The organism is Nonomuraea sp. NPDC049784 (assembly GCF_040659615.1).
Classification (GTDB): domain Bacteria; phylum Actinomycetota; class Actinomycetes; order Streptosporangiales; family Streptosporangiaceae; genus Nonomuraea.
In genome coordinates, this window is record NZ_JBFAMX010000029.1 from 25,798 (window position 1) to 42,731 (window position 16,934).

17 protein-coding genes and 1 pseudogene are annotated in these 16,934 nt (G+C 68.0%); 10 read left to right on the forward strand and 8 right to left on the reverse strand.

Annotated features, from left to right (window positions below; translation table 11 throughout):
• Positions 1 to 66: 66 nt before the first annotated feature.
• Entirely contained in the window at positions 67 to 699 is a 633-nt protein-coding gene (locus AB0J09_RS10245) for a nucleoside/nucleotide kinase family protein (protein WP_360688205.1), read from the forward strand.
• A gap of 14 nt (positions 700 to 713) precedes the next feature.
• On the opposite strand, the gene AB0J09_RS10250 is transcribed toward AB0J09_RS10245, so the two are convergent.
• Complete coding sequence (locus tag AB0J09_RS10250) at positions 714 to 1,061, reverse strand: luciferase family protein (protein ID WP_360688208.1); 348 nt, start codon at positions 1,059 to 1,061, stop codon at positions 714 to 716.
• Between the two features lie 218 nt (positions 1,062 to 1,279).
• On the opposite strand from AB0J09_RS10250, the gene asnB reads away from it, so the two are divergent.
• The 4 genes from asnB to AB0J09_RS10270 all read left to right on the forward strand — a co-directional run bounded on the left by asnB (position 1,280) and on the right by AB0J09_RS10270 (position 6,052).
• On the forward strand, positions 1,280 to 3,127 hold the full coding sequence (asnB, locus tag AB0J09_RS10255) for an asparagine synthase (glutamine-hydrolyzing) (RefSeq protein ID WP_360688211.1): 1,848 nt from the start codon (positions 1,280 to 1,282) through the stop codon (positions 3,125 to 3,127).
• A 203-nt stretch (positions 3,128 to 3,330) separates the two neighbouring features.
• Positions 3,331 to 4,170, forward strand: a complete 840-nt coding sequence (locus AB0J09_RS10260; protein WP_360688214.1) for a glycerophosphodiester phosphodiesterase family protein — start codon at positions 3,331 to 3,333, stop codon at positions 4,168 to 4,170.
• 98 nt (positions 4,171 to 4,268) lie between these two features.
• Positions 4,269 to 4,973, forward strand: a complete 705-nt coding sequence (locus AB0J09_RS10265) for a ThuA domain-containing protein (RefSeq protein WP_360688217.1) — start codon at positions 4,269 to 4,271, stop codon at positions 4,971 to 4,973.
• Positions 4,958 to 6,052, forward strand: coding sequence for a Gfo/Idh/MocA family oxidoreductase (locus AB0J09_RS10270; protein ID WP_360688220.1), 1,095 nt, complete (start codon positions 4,958 to 4,960; stop codon positions 6,050 to 6,052). Before AB0J09_RS10265 ends, AB0J09_RS10270 begins: the two co-directional genes overlap by 16 nt.
• 83 nt (positions 6,053 to 6,135) lie before the next feature.
• Here the strand turns inward: AB0J09_RS10270 and AB0J09_RS10275 are convergent, their stop codons facing one another.
• Both AB0J09_RS10275 and AB0J09_RS10280 read right to left on the reverse strand, forming a co-directional pair.
• Positions 6,136 to 7,128: a virginiamycin B lyase gene (locus tag AB0J09_RS10275; RefSeq protein WP_360688223.1), complete on the reverse strand. Its 993-nt coding sequence runs from the start codon at positions 7,126 to 7,128 to the stop codon at positions 6,136 to 6,138.
• A gap of 383 nt (positions 7,129 to 7,511) precedes the next feature.
• On the reverse strand, positions 7,512 to 7,964 hold the full coding sequence (locus AB0J09_RS10280; RefSeq protein WP_360688226.1) for a hypothetical protein: 453 nt from the start codon (positions 7,962 to 7,964) through the stop codon (positions 7,512 to 7,514).
• A gap of 460 nt (positions 7,965 to 8,424) precedes the next feature.
• Between AB0J09_RS10280 and AB0J09_RS10285 the strand changes: the two genes are divergently transcribed.
• The 3 genes from AB0J09_RS10285 to AB0J09_RS10295 all read left to right on the forward strand — a co-directional run bounded on the left by AB0J09_RS10285 (position 8,425) and on the right by AB0J09_RS10295 (position 10,910).
• A complete protein-coding gene (locus AB0J09_RS10285; RefSeq protein WP_360688229.1) occupies positions 8,425 to 9,018 on the forward strand; it encodes a hypothetical protein in 594 nt (197 codons plus the stop codon).
• 5 nt (positions 9,019 to 9,023) lie between these two features.
• The gene (locus tag AB0J09_RS10290; protein WP_360688232.1) at positions 9,024 to 10,097 is read left to right on the forward strand and encodes a hypothetical protein; all 1,074 of its coding nucleotides are present in this window, start codon (positions 9,024 to 9,026) and stop codon (positions 10,095 to 10,097) included.
• Positions 10,098 to 10,178: 81 nt separating this feature from the next.
• The gene (locus tag AB0J09_RS10295) at positions 10,179 to 10,910 is read left to right on the forward strand and encodes a class I SAM-dependent methyltransferase (RefSeq protein ID WP_360688235.1); all 732 of its coding nucleotides are present in this window, start codon (positions 10,179 to 10,181) and stop codon (positions 10,908 to 10,910) included.
• Positions 10,911 to 10,926: 16 nt separating this feature from the next.
• On the opposite strand, the gene AB0J09_RS10300 is transcribed toward AB0J09_RS10295, so the two are convergent.
• From AB0J09_RS10300 to AB0J09_RS10310, 3 genes are all read right to left on the reverse strand, one after another.
• Positions 10,927 to 11,208 carry a hypothetical protein gene (locus AB0J09_RS10300; RefSeq protein ID WP_360688238.1) on the reverse strand — a complete coding sequence of 94 codons (282 nt, stop codon included), beginning with the start codon at positions 11,206 to 11,208 and terminating at the stop codon, positions 10,927 to 10,929.
• Between the two features lie 42 nt (positions 11,209 to 11,250).
• On the reverse strand, positions 11,251 to 11,880 hold the full coding sequence (locus AB0J09_RS10305) for a TetR/AcrR family transcriptional regulator (RefSeq protein WP_360688241.1): 630 nt from the start codon (positions 11,878 to 11,880) through the stop codon (positions 11,251 to 11,253).
• 266 nt (positions 11,881 to 12,146) lie between these two features.
• Complete coding sequence (locus AB0J09_RS10310) at positions 12,147 to 13,106, reverse strand: zinc-binding alcohol dehydrogenase family protein (RefSeq protein ID WP_360688244.1); 960 nt, start codon at positions 13,104 to 13,106, stop codon at positions 12,147 to 12,149.
• A 95-nt stretch (positions 13,107 to 13,201) separates the two neighbouring features.
• On the opposite strand from AB0J09_RS10310, the gene AB0J09_RS10315 reads away from it, so the two are divergent.
• On the forward strand, positions 13,202 to 13,669 hold the full coding sequence (locus AB0J09_RS10315) for a MarR family transcriptional regulator (RefSeq protein ID WP_360688247.1): 468 nt from the start codon (positions 13,202 to 13,204) through the stop codon (positions 13,667 to 13,669).
• 85 nt (positions 13,670 to 13,754) lie between these two features.
• On the opposite strand, the gene AB0J09_RS10320 is transcribed toward AB0J09_RS10315, so the two are convergent.
• A complete protein-coding gene (locus AB0J09_RS10320) occupies positions 13,755 to 15,056 on the reverse strand; it encodes a hypothetical protein (protein WP_360688250.1) in 1,302 nt (433 codons plus the stop codon).
• A 348-nt stretch (positions 15,057 to 15,404) separates the two neighbouring features.
• On the opposite strand from AB0J09_RS10320, the gene AB0J09_RS10325 reads away from it, so the two are divergent.
• The gene (locus AB0J09_RS10325) at positions 15,405 to 16,310 is read left to right on the forward strand and encodes an NADP-dependent oxidoreductase (RefSeq protein WP_360688253.1); all 906 of its coding nucleotides are present in this window, start codon (positions 15,405 to 15,407) and stop codon (positions 16,308 to 16,310) included.
• Between the two features lie 237 nt (positions 16,311 to 16,547).
• Here AB0J09_RS10325 and AB0J09_RS10330 read toward each other — a convergent pair.
• Positions 16,548 to 16,934, reverse strand: a pseudogene (locus tag AB0J09_RS10330) (RNA polymerase subunit sigma-24); the annotation flags it as partial.

Below are 16,934 nucleotides of genomic sequence, written 5' to 3' on the forward strand. Positions count from 1 at the left end.
TGTGCCTTTCGGTCGTACTCAGTCCTCCGATCCTTTCATCCCTCATCGACCTCTATCCTTCGTGCCGTGAACGGTGAGCAGCTCCTCCAGCGTGTCAACGGGCTGGCCGCGGCCGGTGACCGGGTCGTGGTGGGCATCGCGGGATGCCCGGGCGCGGGCAAGTCGACGTTGGCCGGCTGGCTGGCCGAGCGCCTCACGGCGTCCGGGCTGCCGGCGGTGTGGGTGCCGATGGACGGCTTCCATCTGGCCGACGTCGAGCTCGAACGCCTCGGCCGGCTGCGGCGCAAGGGCGCCATGGACACGTTCGACGCCCACGGGTACCTGGCGCTGCTGCGCCGCATCCGCGCGGAGACCTCGGCCGTCGTCTACGCCCCGTCGTTCGACCGCGAGATCGAGCAGCCGATCGCGGGCGCCATCCCGGTGCCGCCGGCCGCGCGGGTCGTGGTCAGCGAGGGCAACTACCTACTGGCCGACGCCGACCCGTGGCGGCAGGTGCGGGCGGCCATGACCGAGGTCTGGTACGCCGAGGTCGACGACCGCGTACGCCTGCACCGCCTCACCCAGCGGCACATCCGGTTCGGCAAGTCCCCCGATCAGGCCGCCCGCTGGGTCGCCGAGGTCGACGAGCCCAACGCCGTCGCCATCCGCGCGACCCGTGAGAGCGCCGACCTGCTGGTACACCCCGACGTGCTCTCCTGAACCCGGGTTCGCCCTCAGGCGGCGTGCGCCTTGATCGCCACGCTCGTCAGGGCGAGGAGCAGGTCGAGGTCGGGCTCGGCTTCGACCCGCAAGGCCACCCATGTGTGGTCGGCGCACAGCTGGACCTGATCGCAGTCGCCCAGCTGGGGCTCCAGTCGTTCGATCGCGGGCGCCGTCAGGCGCAGGCGCACCTCGTCCGTGCCGGTCAAGCGCAGGATCTCGGTGCCCTGGACCGTGAAGGCCACGCCGCGCCGGGTGTCGTGCACCTCCAGTGCCGGCCACGCCAACAGCTGAGCCACCGCTCGGGCCAGGTACGGCCCGCGGCGCAAGGTCGATCTCCGCCTGGCGGAAATGACTGCCACGTATCCATGCTGCTGCACACCGCCACACCCTCGCTATTGTCCGTTCTTCAACTGTTATCCACCCGGAAAAGATTGGCCGCACGCCGGCCCGCCGCGTACAGGCCCGCCGGGGGCGGTGTTCAGTCGTTCTTCCTGGTCAAGGGGTGTTCGTCCGCGTGATATCCCGCCCGGCCCGGGCAGCTAACGGGCCTTACGGAGAAAACCAGGGGGAAAGCGACATGTGCGGCATATGCGGATGGGTGGACTTCGAGCGGGACCTGAGCGACGCCAGGGACACCGCGCAGGCCATGACGGACACGATGGCCTGCCGTGGCCCCGACGACGAGGGGCTCTGGCTGGCGCCGCACGCCGCCATCGGCCACCGCAGGCTCGCCATCATCGACCTGCCGGGCGGTCGGCAGCCGATGGTCACCGACGACGCCGGGCGCGAGCCGGCTGTGCTGACCTACAGCGGAGAGGTCTACAACTACCACGAGCTGCGCGCGGAGCTGGCGGCTCGCGGACACGACTTCCGTACCCGCAGTGACACCGAGGTGGTCCTGCGCGCCTACGTCGAGTGGGGCGAGGAGCTGGCCGGCCGCCTGAACGGCATGTACGCCTTCGCGGTATGGGACGCCGCGCGCGAGGAGCTGCTCCTCGTCCGCGACCGCATGGGCATCAAACCGCTGTACTACTACCCGACGCGGCACGGCGTGCTGTTCGGATCGGAGCCCAAGGCGATCCTCGCCAACCCGCTCGCCCAGCGGGTGCTCGACGCGGACGGGATGCGTGAGCTGATGTCGTTCGTCAAGACGCCGGAGCACGGGGTCTTCAAGGGCATGTACGAGGTGCGGCCGGGCCAGATCGTCAAGGTGGGGCGCGAGGGGATCAGCAAGCGCCGCTACTGGCAGTTGGAATCACGAGAGCACCCGGACGACGTCGACTTCACAGTCAAGACGGTACGCGGCCTGCTGGACGACATCGTCACCCGTCAGCTCATCAGCGACGTGCCGCTGTGCGCGCTGCTGTCCGGCGGCCTCGACTCCAGCGCGATCACCGCGATCGCCGCGAAGGGCCTGCGGGATCAGGGGCTGGGCGCCATCCGCTCCTTCTCCGTGGACTTCGCCGGTTACACCGAGCACTTCAAGCCCGATCTCACCCGCTCGACGCCCGACACGCCGTACGTGCACGAGGTGGCCGAGCACGTCGGCGCCGAGCACATCGACATCGTGCTCGACTCGGCCGAACTGATGAACCCGGTCGCGCGCGCGGCCGTGCTGCGCGCCCGCGACCTGCCGATCGGCATCGGCGACATGGATAGCTCGCTCTACCTGCTGTTCAAGGCCATCCGGGGGCACTCCACAGTGGCGCTGTCCGGGGAGTCGGCCGACGAGGTCTTCGGCGGCTACCGGTGGTTCCACGACCCCGAGGCGGTGGGGGCCGACACCTTCCCGTGGTTCATCGGCGGGCTTTCTCCCCATACCGGGGCGGAGCTCCTGCTCAGGGACGACGTGCAGCGCGTCCTCGACATCCCCGGCTACCAGGACGAGAGCTACCGCCAGGCGCTCGCCGAGGTGCCCGCGCTGCCCGGTGAGACGGGACACGAGCGGCGCATGCGGGAGGTCAGCTACCTGCACCTCACCCGGTTCGTGCAGATCCTGCTCGACCGCAAGGACCGGATGAGCATGGCCGTCGGACTGGAGGTGCGCGTCCCGTTCTGCGACCACCGGCTGGTGGAGTACGTCTTCAACGTCCCCTGGGCGATGAAGACCTTCGACGGGCGCGAGAAGAGCCTGCTGCGCGCGGCCGCCGCGGACCTGCTGCCCGACTCGGTACTGAAGCGCGTCAAGAGCCCGTACCCCGCCACCCAGGACCCGGCCTACGATCAGGCTCTACGCGACGAGGCCCGCGTGCTGATCGAGCGCGGTGATCCGCCCTGCGCCCAGGTGATCGACCTGGACAAAGCGCGCGCGATGATCGACCGGCCGGTGGGCGAAACCAGCGGCATCGGCGACCGCGCCGCGCTGGAGCGCATGCTGCAGATCGACGCGTGGCTCAAGGAGTACCAGGTCCGGCTCGCCCTCTGATCGAGCGGCGCGTATCGCGATCGACGAATCCTTGGCCGGCGGCGCGCTCTCGCCAACCGTGCTTCCGACCCGGCAAAGAGTTCGTCCCGATATGAGCGACACGCCGGGCGGACCGCTCGCTGCTGGCACCTAGTGGGCACTTTCCACTCATTCGACATAAGAGAGGCTTTGTCGGGTTCGGGTTACTAGCCCGAGGAGGAAGCATGTATCGCCCGCTTGGTGCCACAGTCACTGCCGCCCTGGCCACCGTGGCCGCTCTGGCCTGCATGCCGGGGGCCGCCCACGCCTCGCCGTCGGTCGACAACATCGCGCATCGAGGCGGCGCTGCATATGGGCCCGAGAACACCATCGCGGCCTGCGCTCTGGCACGGATGCAGCGGGCCGACGCCTGCGAGTTCGACATCCAGCAGACCAAGGATCAGCAGCTCGTCCTGATACACGACCAGACGCTGTCCCGCACCACCAACGTCGAACAGCTCTTTCCCGATCGGTCCCCGTGGAAGGTCGCCGACTTCACGCTCGCGGAGATCCGGCGGCTGGACGCCGGATCATGGTTCTCCTCGCGGTTCCGCGGCGAGAAGGTGCCCACTCTCGAAGAGGCGCTCCGGGCCATGGGCCGGTACAACATCGGGCTGCTGCTGGATGTCAAGCACTCGCCGGGCGACGCGGGCATCGACCAGCGGGTAGCCGACCTGCTGAAACGAAACCGTTCGTTGTGGAGCGGCCGTGGGCTGGTCGTGCAGGCGTTCGACTGGAACGCGATGCGGTCCTTCCACCGCATGATGCCCGAGGTCCCCATCAACCTGCTCGGCAAGCCGGACCTGAACAAGCTCTCCGACCTGGGCACCTTCGCCAAGGCGCTCAGCCTGCCGCGCTCCAGCATCACACCGGAAGTCGTCAGGGCGGTCCATGCCAAGGGCATGCGGGTCTACACCGGGCCGACGGACCGGCCTGGCGTCCTGCGCCGCCTGGTCTCGTACGGCGTGGACGGCATCATGACCAACCGGCCCGGCCAGCTCGACAGCATCGAGCGGTACTGGTGAGTCGGCGAAAATCAGTCAGTACCATCCCACCCCTTCAGATAGTTCGTTCGTAAATGCGAAGATTGGAGTCGTTTGTCCCCCGAGCGATAGGCGACCGCATGACAGACGAACACGGCCGAAGGGCCCTGGTGGTGAGAGGCGGCTGGGAAGGGCACGCCCCGGTCGAGGCCACCGACCTCTTCGTCCCCTTCCTGGAGAAGCACGGATTCGAGGTGCATCGGGCGGAGTCTCCGGCGCCGTACGCGGATCCGGAGTTCATGTCCGGCGTCGATCTCATCGTGCAGTGCTACACGATGGGCACGATCGAGCAGGCGGAGCTGCGCGGTTTGGAGGCCGCGATCCGGGCGGGCACGGGGATGGCGGGCTGGCACGGCGGCATCGCCGACTCCTACCGCAACTCCTCCGACTACCTGCACCTCATCGGCGGGCAGTTCGCCTGCCACCCGGGCAAGGACCCGGCCGAGCGCGAAGGTTCGCAGGCTGACAACTTCGTGCCGTACAGGGTGAACATGCTGCCCGAGGCGGCCACTCACCCCATCACCGAGGGCATCGCGGACTTCGACCTCGTCACCGAGCAGTACTGGGTCCTGACCGACGACTACATCGACGTGCTGGCGACGACGACGCAGAAGGTGCGCCCATGGGACCCCTGGCACCGGGAGGTCACCTCGCCGGCGATCTGGACCCGGCAATGGGGGAGCGGACGGATCTTCGTCACGACGCCTGGGCACAGCCTCGACGTCCTGGAGAACGACAGCGTGCGCACCATCATTGAGAGGGGAATGTTGTGGGCCAGCAGGTGAACGTCGGCGTCGTCGGATGCGGCGCCATCTCGGCCCAGTATTTCCAGACCATCGACCGGCTGCCGCAGTTGCGGCTGGTGGCCGTCGCCGATCTGGACCTCGATCGGGCGCGCGAGGCGGTCCGGCCCTATGCGGGGGTCGATGTCGTGAGCGTGGCGGAGTTGCTGGCGGATCCGCGCGTGGACGTCGTACTCAACCTGACTGTCCCGGCCGCGCACGCTGAGATCGCGCTGCAGGCCATAGCGGCGGGCAAGGACGTCTATTGCGAGAAGCCCCTTGCCGCGACCGTGACGGATGCCGGGCAGATGCTGCGGGCGGCCGACGCCGCCGGGGTGCGCGTGGGGTGCGCCCCCGACACGGTGCTGGGCACAGGCACGCAGACGGCGCGCAAGGCGATCGACGACGGGCTGATCGGCAGGCCGATCGCGGCGACCGCGACGATGATGACGCCGGGCCATGAGCGCTGGCATCCCAACCCCGACTTCTACTACGTCCCCGGCGGCGGCCCACTCCTGGACATGGGGCCCTACTACATCACCAGCCTGGTGACCCTGCTTGGGCCGGTGACGACGGTCATCGGCGCCGCCAGTCGCACGCGCGCCAAGCGCACGATCGGCTCGGGCCCCCGCCGGGGTGAGGAGATCCCGGTCACCGTCGACACGCACGTCACTGGAGTGCTCGTACACGCCTCGGGAGCGCTGACCACGCTGGTGATGAGCTTCGACGGGGCGGCGACCAAGGCGCCCAACATCGAAGTGCACGGGGAGAAGGGTTCGCTCGTCGTACCCGATCCCAACCGCTTCGACGGGTCCGTCCTCGTATCGGGGGTGGGTGAGGAGGGCTGGCGAGCCCTTCCCGAGGCGGCCGGCTACGCCGGGGCCGGGCGCGGCGTGGGCCTGGCGGACTTCGCCTCGACCCCGGCGGGCGAGGAGCCCCGTGCGGGCGGGTCGCTGGCCTTCCACGTGCTCGACGTCATGGAGTCGCTGCTGGCCTCGGCGCACTCGGGGGCGGCGGTGACCATCACGAGCACCTGCTCACGACCCCGTTCCGTGGCGCTGCTTCCCAGCGAAGGCGCATAACACCACAGCAGGCCGAACCCGAAGTTCTGGACCAGTCGGCGGCGCGCTTCCGTGTTCCGGGAGGCGGCCGCCGACCGGTTCACTCAAGGAGTGATGACCGCTATCTGGTCGACGTAGTCCTCGGTGAGCCAGAGATTGTCGTCGGATCCTTCCGTGATGTCGAACGCTCCCGAGAAACCGGTGGGCAGTGAGTACTCACTGATCGTCCCGGACGTGGTGATGCTGCCGACCTTGTCGGCGATCTGCTCGGCGAACCACAGGTTGCCGTCGGGACCGGTGGTGATGCCCCACGGGAAGCTGTTGACGTCCTCCAGGTCGTACTCGGTGAAGTCACCTGACGTGCTGACGGAACTCACCTTCGCGTTGGCGTCGGTGTACCACAGGTTGTCGTCCGGACCCGCGGTGATCCCGACGGGGATGGCGCCGGAGGACGGGATGCTGAACTCAGTGATCGTTCCGCCAGTGGTGATCTGTCCGATGTTGCCCGCCAGCGACTCCGTGAACCACAGGTTGTCGTCCGGTCCCGTGGTGATGCGCATCGGGTAGGCGTCGCTGGTCGGCAGGCTGTATTCGGTGATGGTCCCGCTGGTGGTGATCCGGCCGATCTTGTTGCCGAGCTGCTCCACGAACCACAGGGCGTCGTCCGGCCCGCTGGTGATACCCCAGGGGTAGGCGTCGCTGGTCGGCAGGCTGTATTCGGTGATGGTCCCGCTGGTGGTGATCCGCCCGATCTTGTTGCCGACCGCCTCGGTGAACCACAGGGCGTCGTCCGAGCCGACGGCGATGTGACCCGGCTGGGAATCGCTGGTGGGGATGGAGTATTCGGTGAACAGCCCCCCGGTGGTGACGCGTCCGATCTTGTTGGCGGTGTTCTCGGTGAACCACAGCGCGTTGTCCGGCCCGCTCGTGATGCCGACGGGAGTGGCGGGGCTGGTCGGAATCGAAATTTCGTCGATCGTCGCCCGCTGGGCCTGCGCCGCGAGCCTGGCGGCCGAGCCGCGCCGGGGCGGGGGCGGGAAGTGGCACCGTATATGCCGGTGCTCGGGCATCCGTTTGAGCTTGAGACAGAGCTTCACCCAAGGACGTGGGGGTGACGAGCCGGAGTTCGCGTCAGCGGACGCGGTCGAGAGCGTGCTTGCCGCCAGTGCCATCGCCATTACCACGAGTGGGTATTTCAGACGTCGAGAACGCATGACATCCTTTCCAGACGAAGAACGAAAGGCCGCAGAACCCGCTTGGCGCATCGGACCCGCGGCTGTCATGCCGCCACCAGCCGAGCCCTGTGGCGCCGGCGCGAGCCTTGAAGCCCGATCTGGCCTCAGTCGCTCCGGCGCTCTCAATATCACCCACGGTCACCGCCCGCCTCGTGCCGCCCGTGTTCGTGGCAGATCACGGAAACGTCAACTCATCGGCGGGCCGCCCGGGCCTCGCCGGACGCCGTACTGAGTGCCGTGGCTGTTCAGGCGACCGAGTGACTGATGACGCCCGTATAGGTGCCCGCGACGGCAGAGGCCGGGACGGTGATCACGACCGTTGGCGCCCAGCTCGTCGATTGGGTGATCGCCGAGGTTTTACGCCCGCTGAACGCGGTCTGCTGCGTGGCCAGCGAGACTGTGTCGTTCGCGGTGGGCTCGCCGGGGACACGGGTGCCGGTGCCTGACTGGGCGGTGATCGGGCCGGACCAGTACGCGGCTTGGCCTTTTGTGATGGTGTACGTGGACGCTCCACTCCCGGTGGTGAAGTTGGTGGCCGTGACGGTTGCCGTCCAGGGGGGAATCCCGCTCCTGCTGTCGACCACGGTCACCGTGCCCAGGGAGGCACTGATCGTGCGGTTTGGATGGGCACTTCCGAGGTTCACCGAGCCGCTGGGCACGGCGATGGTCAGCGTGTTGGCATGCCGGACGAGCACCACAGTTCGCACGGTCCTGGAAGCCTCGGCTTCCGGCGTGTGAAGGGACACCAGCAGTATGGCCGATGCGAGCAGCGACCAGGAGACTCGTGTTACGGAGCCATCGGCACGGCTCGTCCTCATTCCGATTCCTCGCGGGGGTTGGCGTCGCCCTTCAGCGGTGTGCGCGAACGCTGGCAGCCTAGATCACAACAGCCCCGGAACGTCCCCCACCTCGTACGCGTACCGCAAGCATGGGGCAATGATCGCGGCAAGAGCGCCGATTCCGAGCCGATTGCTTTCGTCCCCTTCGTCGCGGGTTCTGGGGAATGGGATGGGCGATTGAAGACGTCAGGCGGCCACCACGCGGTCGCCAAGAATCGCCCAGAGGCCGCCTTGGTCGGTTTCGCCCTGTGACAGTTGCGAAAAATGTGATTACTGAGGCAGCCCGGACACAGGGCGATAGTGGTGAAGGAGATCAGTAGTGTTCATTCGTCGTCTGGGCATCTCTGTGGCGGGCGCCGCCGGCCTGGTAGCAGCCATGGGCGTGACCGCCCCCTTGCAGGCCGACACCTGCCCCCAGAGCACCACGTGTCCCACCACGGTGACCTTCACCGTGACCGCGGAAGACGGACTGTCCATAACCGTGCCGGGTCCCACTCCCGCCGTGAACATCGGCGACAGCGCGCCCGGTGGACAGATCAGCGGGCAGCTCGGCTCGGTCACGGTGACCGACCAGCGCGCGGCTCTTACCGCCACCTGGGTCGCGTCGGTGATCGCCGCGACGGGAGGCTTCACCACAGGCACCGGCACCGCCCCAGAGACCATTCCCAACGCCGACGTCGATTACTGGTCGGGCACGGCGACGGCCACCAGCGGGGCCCCGGCCGCGGCCTTCGCCCCAGGCCAGGCCAATGCCGCTGCTGCCCAGTCGCTGGACACCTCGCGCACCGCCTTCAGCAAGACGTCCGGCTCCGGCGACAATTCCTGCACCTGGAATCCCACCCTGGTGGTCCACGTCCCCACTTCCGCGGTAGCAGGCACCTATACGGGCACGGTGAACCACTCCGTCGTTTAGCCCACATGTCACGATCACCGTTTCCCCGCCCCGCCTCCGCGGCGCTGCTGGCGTTCCTGCTGCACGCCATGATGGGCGCCCCAGCAGCCACGGACGCGGAGCGGGGACGCACGCGTCCCACTGACGAAGGCGCGATCAGCATCAGGGTGCTGGAGATCCCCGCCAATCGGGTGGACGATCCGCGCTCACATGTGTTCATCGTCGACCACGTCAATCCGGGCACCACCTTCACCCGGCGCCTGGAGGTCCGCAGCACCTCGGCCAAGCCGCAGCACGTGGAGCTGTACGCAGCCGCTGCCTCCATCAACCGCGGCCGCTTCACCTTCGCGCCGGACCGCGGCTCCAACGAGCTGACTTCGTGGATCAGACTCGACCGCTCGGCGGCGGATCTTCCGCCGCGTGGCAGCGCGCGGGTGAAGGCCACCGTCGCCGTGCCTCAATGGGCCGGCAAGGGGGAGCGCTACGCCGTCATCTGGGCTCAGGTCTCCTCGGAGCCGGCGGACGGGATCCACGGAAACGTCACGCTCGTCAACCGCGTAGGAGTCCGCGCCTATCTCGACGTCGGCCCAGGCGGGGAGCCGCCCTCGGACTTCCAGATCGGCACGATAATCCCGCAGCGGGCGGAAGACGGACGCCCCAAGATCGTGGCAGCGGTCTCCAACACCGGCGAGCGCGCCGTCGACCTCAACGGACAGCTGACGCTGACAGACGGCCCGAGCTCCCTGAGCGCCGGGCCCTACCTGATCGACCGAGGTACGACCCTGGCGCCTGGTGAGCGCGGGAACGTCACCGCGCAGCTCGGCAAGGAGCTCCCCGACGGGCCGTGGACGTTCCATCTCACCCTCAACAGCGGCCGGGTCAGTCACACGCTGACCGGAACGCTCACCTTTCCCGCGAAGCCCGGAACATGGGGCCTGGCCGCTTCGGTGGACTCCCCTTGGACCCTGGCCCTCGCGCTCGCCGCTCTCGTCATCCTGATCGCCGCTTCGGTGATCCTTCTCCTCCGCTTCCGCCGTTTCCGCGCGCGGGCGTTCGCCTCGGGCCCCGCCAACGAAGAATCGACGGGCTCCACCGGCTGACACCAGGCGCGCCGGGCCCCCTGCACCCTGCGACTCGGATATTCGGTTGGCAGCCGCTGACGGTGTCGTGATACTGCGGGGATGTTCACCGATGCCGACGCCGCGGCCCTGTATGACCTGCTCAACCCGTGGGATCCCATCCGCTGTCCCAGCGACGCGTTCTACGACGAGCTCGTGATGGCTGCGGAGGCCGTTCTGGACGTCGGGTGCGGCACCGGAAGCATGCTGCACCAAGCGCGCGAACTCGGTCACCGCGGGCGGCTCGCCGGGCTCGACCCGGACCTGGCGGCGCTCGATCGGGCCCGGCGGCGCAGTGACATCGAGTGGGTTGCCGGTGTCGCGGCGGACATGACCTGGGATCGCGAGTTCGACCTGGCAATCATGGCCAGCAACGCGTTCCAGTGCTTCATCGGCGATGAAGAGCTGTCCAAGTCGCTGACCGCGATCCGCAGGGCGCTACGCGACGGCGAGCGATTCGTTTTTGAAACGCGCAACCCCCAGGCGCGCGCGTGGGAAGAGTGGAACCCGTCGAACGCCACCGAGGTTGTGGACGGAAACGGCCGCAGGCTTCGCGTGTCGCACCACGTCGAGGCGGTGGTCGCCGACGTGGTGACGTTCACCGAGACGACCAGCGGCCACGACGGCACCGTCCTGCGCGTCGATCGTGCGAGTCTGCGATTCCTGGATGTGCCGAAGCTCGGGGCGTTCCTCGGCGAGGCGGGCTTCGAGATCGAGGCGCAGTACGGTGACTGGCACCACGAGCCTGTCTCCGATGCCAGCCGCTCGATCGTCACGATCGCGCGGCGCGTCTAGCCGAGCAGGCGGCCGCTCACTCGATCCAACCATGAGCGGCAGGGGTGACACCGCCGTCGAAGTGTCCGGCCAGAACACCGTTGTCATGCTGGCCCGCCTGGCTGATCCCGTCGACATCACCCTCCCTGAGCCGCGCCAGCGCCCGTTCGGCGTCCTCGGGCAGCTTCTCCTTGGTCGCCGTGGCCCCGGACAACCCTGCGAGCGGCCACTTCGACGGGTCGCGCAGCACGTGGTCGTCGGCCTGCGCTGAGCAGGCGGCGGTCAGCGCGGGCGCCGCCAGAGCCGTTGATCCTCTCATGATGATCACTGTAATGTCCGGCTCGCCGCAGCCGGACTGGCGCTATCGGGAGGCCGGTGTGACGCCGACGAGCTTGGTGAGGAAGCGGTCGACCTGCTCTTCCAGTGGCGGCAGCCGGTGGTCCGGCTGGTTGAGGCGCATGGAGACGGCGCCGTGGACGGCCGCCCTCAGGTCAAGTGCGACCGTGGCGGAGTCGTCGCCGGTGGGGGCGAGCCCGGCGTCCATGCAGCGTTGGATGGCCGCCGTGGTGCGTTCGCCGAGCACAGTCTTGAACGGCATCGGCATCCGCTGGTTGAGGGTGCTTTCGTGGAGGACCTTGTACAGCCCCGCGTGCTGGTAGGCCCACTGGCCCTGCAGGAGCACCCGGGCGCGCAGTTTGGCCACGGGGTCGTCGGATGCGGCTTCGGCTTGGTCGATGGCGTTGATGAGGTCGCTGTTGCAGCGTTCCATGGCCGCGAAGACCAGGGCGTCCCGGTCGGCGAAGTGGATGTAGACGGATGTCGCGGCGATGCCGATCTCGCGTGCTACGGCGCGCAGTGACAGTGCTTGGTCGTCGGCCAGTTCGTCGAGCAGGCGGAGGGCGGCGGCGATGATGTCCTCGCGTAGCCGTTCGCCCTGTCCCCGCCGGTTGCGGCTGCGGGCGCCACCTGGGGTCGGGGTGGTCGTGTCCATGTCCGCCATTGTATTGGGAACGAACGTTGCGCTACGATCGTAGCGCAACAGCTGTAAAGTCATGAGCGCCGACGGCTCCCTTGATGTTGCGCAGCACCGGTGCGGGCTGGCGGACGCCATCGATCAGACCCCTCTGGGGGCTCGGCGAACCCGAGGACATCGCCGATGTCGTCGCCTTCCTGGCCTCCGGTGGCGCTCGTTGGGTCACCGGTCAGAGCGACGGCGGCCTGACGGCATGGCTTGAGAGAGACGTCGCCACCAGCGCCTCACCCAGCGACAGGGGCCACGCGAAGGATGCTCCTGCCGCGGGTCGCGCCGTTGGCGAGCCGCTGGATGGCGGTGTCGAGGTCGGCTGGTTCGTATTCGGCGGTGATGTCGATGTGTATCCGGCCGTCGGCGACGAGCCGCAGTGCCCGGCGTGCGCTGTCGGCGAGGCGGCCGGGGTGGGTCTGGCTGAGCAGGTTGCTGTTGTACGTCAGCAGGGACTTCCCTTGCATGAGGAGGTCGTTGGCGGAGACCTGGACGGGCTCGAAGGTGGCGATGTTGCCGTAGACGGCCAACCGGCCGTGGGGAGCGAGGCGTTCCAGATTGGCGTGGCGAGTGGGCCCGCCGATGGGATCGAGAATCGCGTCGAACTGCCTGCCGCCCAGAGCATCGGGGAATTCCTCGCGCACCAGCACCTGATCGAAGCCGAACCGGGCGGCGTAGCCGGCCCGGTCGGTGTCGCCCGCTACGCCGACGACGGCGCCCGCTCCGGCGGCTCTGGCGAACTGCGCGGCCAGGGTGCCGACGCCGCCTGCCGCGGCGTGGATCAGCACGTGCTCGCCGGGCTGCACGCGAGCGACGGTGTTGATCAGGTCGTACGCGGTGGGGGTGGCCCAGCCGAAGCCCGCGGCGATCCGCGGGTCGATGCCTGTTGCCTCGAAGGCCAGCTCCGCGGAGGCGAGGACCACTTCGGCGTAGGCGCCGGCACTGGTCAGCGCGGTGACCTGTTCGCCGATGCGGGCCTGGTCGACGCCGTCGCCGACCGCGATGATGCGCCCGGCGGCCTCAAACCCGGGGACGAACGGCCGCGGGAGGTCGAAGTGGCCGTTGCGGACCAGTACGTCGCCGTACTGGATCCCGGCGTAGGCGACGGCGATGGCCACCTGGCCGGGGCCAGGGGTGGGCTCGTCGAGGTCGGTGAGATGGAGCCGGTCGTCGGTGTCGAGCACGACAGCCTTCATTGCAGCCTCCTGAGCTGAATCAGTAACCTGATACTTCGGAACCGTAGTGAGTATCAGGAAGCTGAGTCAACCCAGCAGCCTGTGAAAGTGGTGGGATGATGACCGAGATCCCGGTCGAGGAGTACCTGTGCACCCGCATCAGGCGCACCGAGCAGGCGCTGATGGGCCACCATGAGGCGGTGCTGCGCGGTTATGGGCTCACCATGACGCAGTACACGGTGCTGCTGACACTCTCGCGTGAGGGCGGGATGTCCGGCGCCCAGCTCGCCCGTGCCTGCGGCGTCACCCAGCAGACCATGGCCACCGTCCTCACCAGTCTGCAGAACAAGGACCTCATCGTCCGCGAGCCGTCACCGGTGCACGCCAAGGTCATGATCGTCACGCCTACCGAGCAGGGCAGGCAACTGCTGGATCGCGCCTACCAGGAGGTGATCGTGCTGGAACGCGCGCTCACCGACGCTTTCACACCCGACGAACATGCCGCCTTCTGCGACTTGCTGGAGCGCGCGACCGCCATCTTGGTCCAGCAGACTCCACAGCGCGAGACCCAGCCCGCCACCTGACCCCGCTCGGCCACGTTGCCCGCGAGCGGCTCCGTGTGGTCGGGGGCATGGATCCTGCTGGTCATCGGCTGCCTGGGCGGGATGTTCACATGGGATCGGTGTCCGCGATTCCGACCGAGAAGACGACCCGTTCCTCCTCGCCTTCGGTGAGTCCCCACAGCTCGCCGGTCGCGTACCAGAACGACAGGTCCTCCGGCCGGTAGGCCCAGCTCGTGTGGGCGCTGATCGTCCAGGTCGAGGTGGCACCGCTGACGTTCACGGTGGCGAAGCGTCTGCTGGGGTTGGGTCCGGGGTGGGAGCCGGCCGACATGTTGAGGTAGAGGCGGTCGCCGTTGGCTTGCACGCCCTGCACGTCGCTGATGGCATTGGCCGGGTTGGCCGGAACGGTGGACACCCAGGCCTGCACGGGGGAGGCGAAGAGCCGGTAGTCGCCGTCGGGGGGTGGCTGGAAACGGTAGCGGACCAGTTTGGTGCCGGCCAGGGAGGCGGAGGTGCCGCTGGAGCGCTTGTAGGCGCCCGTGATCAAGCTGGCGCCGCCGGAGCTGTTGCGGTCCAAGGAGACGTAGTCCAGGAGGATGGGCGTGATGTAGTGCCGTACCTCCGGAATGACGTAACGGTAGTCACCGCCGCTTCCGTCTCTCTTGCGGTAGATCTTGCGGGTGTCGAACACCCGGATGGTGTGCTGGGTGGAGTCGGGGCCTGAGTAGCCGTTCCAGTTGGAGCTGGAGGTCATGAAGAGATAGGGGCCGTACCACGCGAGGCCGCCGCCGTGTCCGTAGATGCGCCTCAGCTTGCCTTGCCCGTCCACCCACACCGGCAGGACGTTGCGGTAGCGGCGCTCGTCGAGGTCGACGACCGACAAGATCACGGAGTTGGTGCGGTAGTCGGGTGCGTTCGGGTCGGGCGAGTTCAGCCAGGCCCAGCTGGCGATGAGCGCCCGGTGCTCACTGCCGATCGGGGTGCCGTCGAGCTGCGCCTCGCCAGAGGTGGCCAGCCCCTGCGGTACCCAGGGAGAGTGCGGGAGATCGTTCTTGTCGCCCTGGGCGGCGGCGTTCCAGCAGAACCAGGTGCGGACCGGCACGAGCGGCAGATATGCCGCCCGAGCGGCGCAGCCGGCATCTTCGCTGCCCGGTAACGCGGTACGGTCGCTTCCGCTGAGCGCCCCGCCGATGCCCACCTGCTCGTACTCCGCTGAGAGCGGCACAGTGTAGGGATCGGACCCGGCGCGCAGATCGAGGCCGGCCAGACTCAGCGGCTGGAGCGGCGCCGCATCAGTCGCCAGGGCTGCTGCTGCGCTGGCGGGCGATACCGCGGGTGCGGCCAGGGTCAACGCTGCTGCCACCCGTACGAACCAGGTCAGAGCGGTCGCCATCCCATGCTTGGCCACGGGGGATAACGAGATTGCTGTCCTGCCGCTTCCAGAGGTGATGCACATCTTCAGGTGCTCCATGTGGTGTGGTCAGTGTGGACGCCTGGCAGCCGACCCCTCGTTGTGAGATCTATAACAAGATGGTGGACGCGGCAAGATCCGCGTTACTCCTCTTTGCCGGCTGCTCCAACTCACATCCCGTTCCGGACGCCCGCTGACCGGCGCTGGGACGTCACGCGTTCCTGGACCGGCACGCGTCCGGCGAACGATGGCATAGGACGGGAAGCCTGCTCATCGCGTCGAGCACCACGCGGACGGCAGTCTCCCCTATTGTTGGATGCCGATCGAACTCTAAGGGAGTTGAGCATGCGCACTGTGCGGATCGACCGCTTTGGCGACCCTGACGTCCTAACCATTGCTGAGGCGCCAGCACCTCGCCCGTTGGAGGGCGAGGTGCTGGTACGCGTTGTTGCCTCCGCCATCAATCCCGTTGATGACAAGACCCGTCAAGGGGCCATCGGAGAGGGCACCCCACGGCTGCCGATGACCTTGGGCTGGGAACTGGCGGGCATCGTCGTCGACAGCCCGACCAGTGGACTGCCCGTGGGTGAACGGGTCTTCGGGATGTCTCACCAGCTTGGAACCGGACGAGGAACCTGGGCCGATCTCGTAGCCATACCGGTCGGCTCGCTTGCCGCCGCCCCCTCGAGGATCAGCCTGGTGGAGGCGGCGACACTGCCGTTGCCTGGGCTCACCGCCTTGCAGACGCTGGACTGGCTGGACATCCGCGCAGGAGAACGCCTTCTGGTGGCAGGTGCGGTCGGCGCGGTAGGAAGCCTGGCCGTACAACTGGCCCGAGCGCGCGGCGCCCGGGTACACGCGCTGGTTTCCAGACCAGCCCAGGTCGAGGTGGCCAAGGAGTTGGGGGCCGAATGGGCCACAACGGAGCGCGCCACGCTCCCCGTAGCCGCCTATGACGCCGTCTTCGACACCTTCGGCGCCTTTGTCACCGAAGCCGTGGCCGATGAAGGCCGCTACGCCTCCATCGCCACCCAAGCCGGACCCGTGCCGGATCTGTCCCACCGAGCGGTCCGCACCACGGTCAACCAGGTGCGCGAGGACGGCGCAGGACTCGCCGAACTGGCCAAGATTGTAGATGAGGGCCAGGTCAAGGTACGAGTTGACTCCGAATACAGCCTGCAAGACGTGCAAGAAGCGCACGAGCACTTTCTCCGGGGCCAGTTGTCAGGAAAGATCGCCCTCATTCTCTGAAAGCGGCCGGTCAGGAACCGAAGCCTGGCACGTCCGCGCGCAGCAGCACCGGTGGGAGTCGGACCAGTCTCAAGCAGCGCGTGGCGCAGACGCCGGCCCACAGGCCCACGCCTGAGTGTTCTTTTCACATGACAACCCCCGTGATCACTCCTGTGATCACGGGGCCGTTTCTTTGCTTGTCTACTTCGCCAAGATGCCTTGACCGCCTACGACCACTGAACCCTTGGAAGCAGCCATCTAGTGCTGTGGCCCCACCGTCCACGGCCGGAGCTTCTCGGGATTGCGTACCGCCCAGATTTGCATGATCCGGTCGCCTGCAACGTCGAACGCCGCCACCGTCACGGTGACGCCGTCTCGCTGAGCCACCAGCCCGGGCTGACCGTTGACCGTACGCTCCAGGATCATCAGGCCGGGTACCCTGCCGGCGATATCGACCATGTAGCGGGCGACCTGCTCGCTGCCTTCGATCGGGCGGAGCACGGCGCTGACCAGGCCGCCGCCGTCGGCGATCATCGTGGCGTCAGGGTCGAGGAGGCCGATGAGGGCGTCGATGTCCTTGGCCTCCCATGCCTGCTTGAAGTCCTTGACGATGCCGGCGCGCTGGGCTGCCGGAGTCGCGGGAGC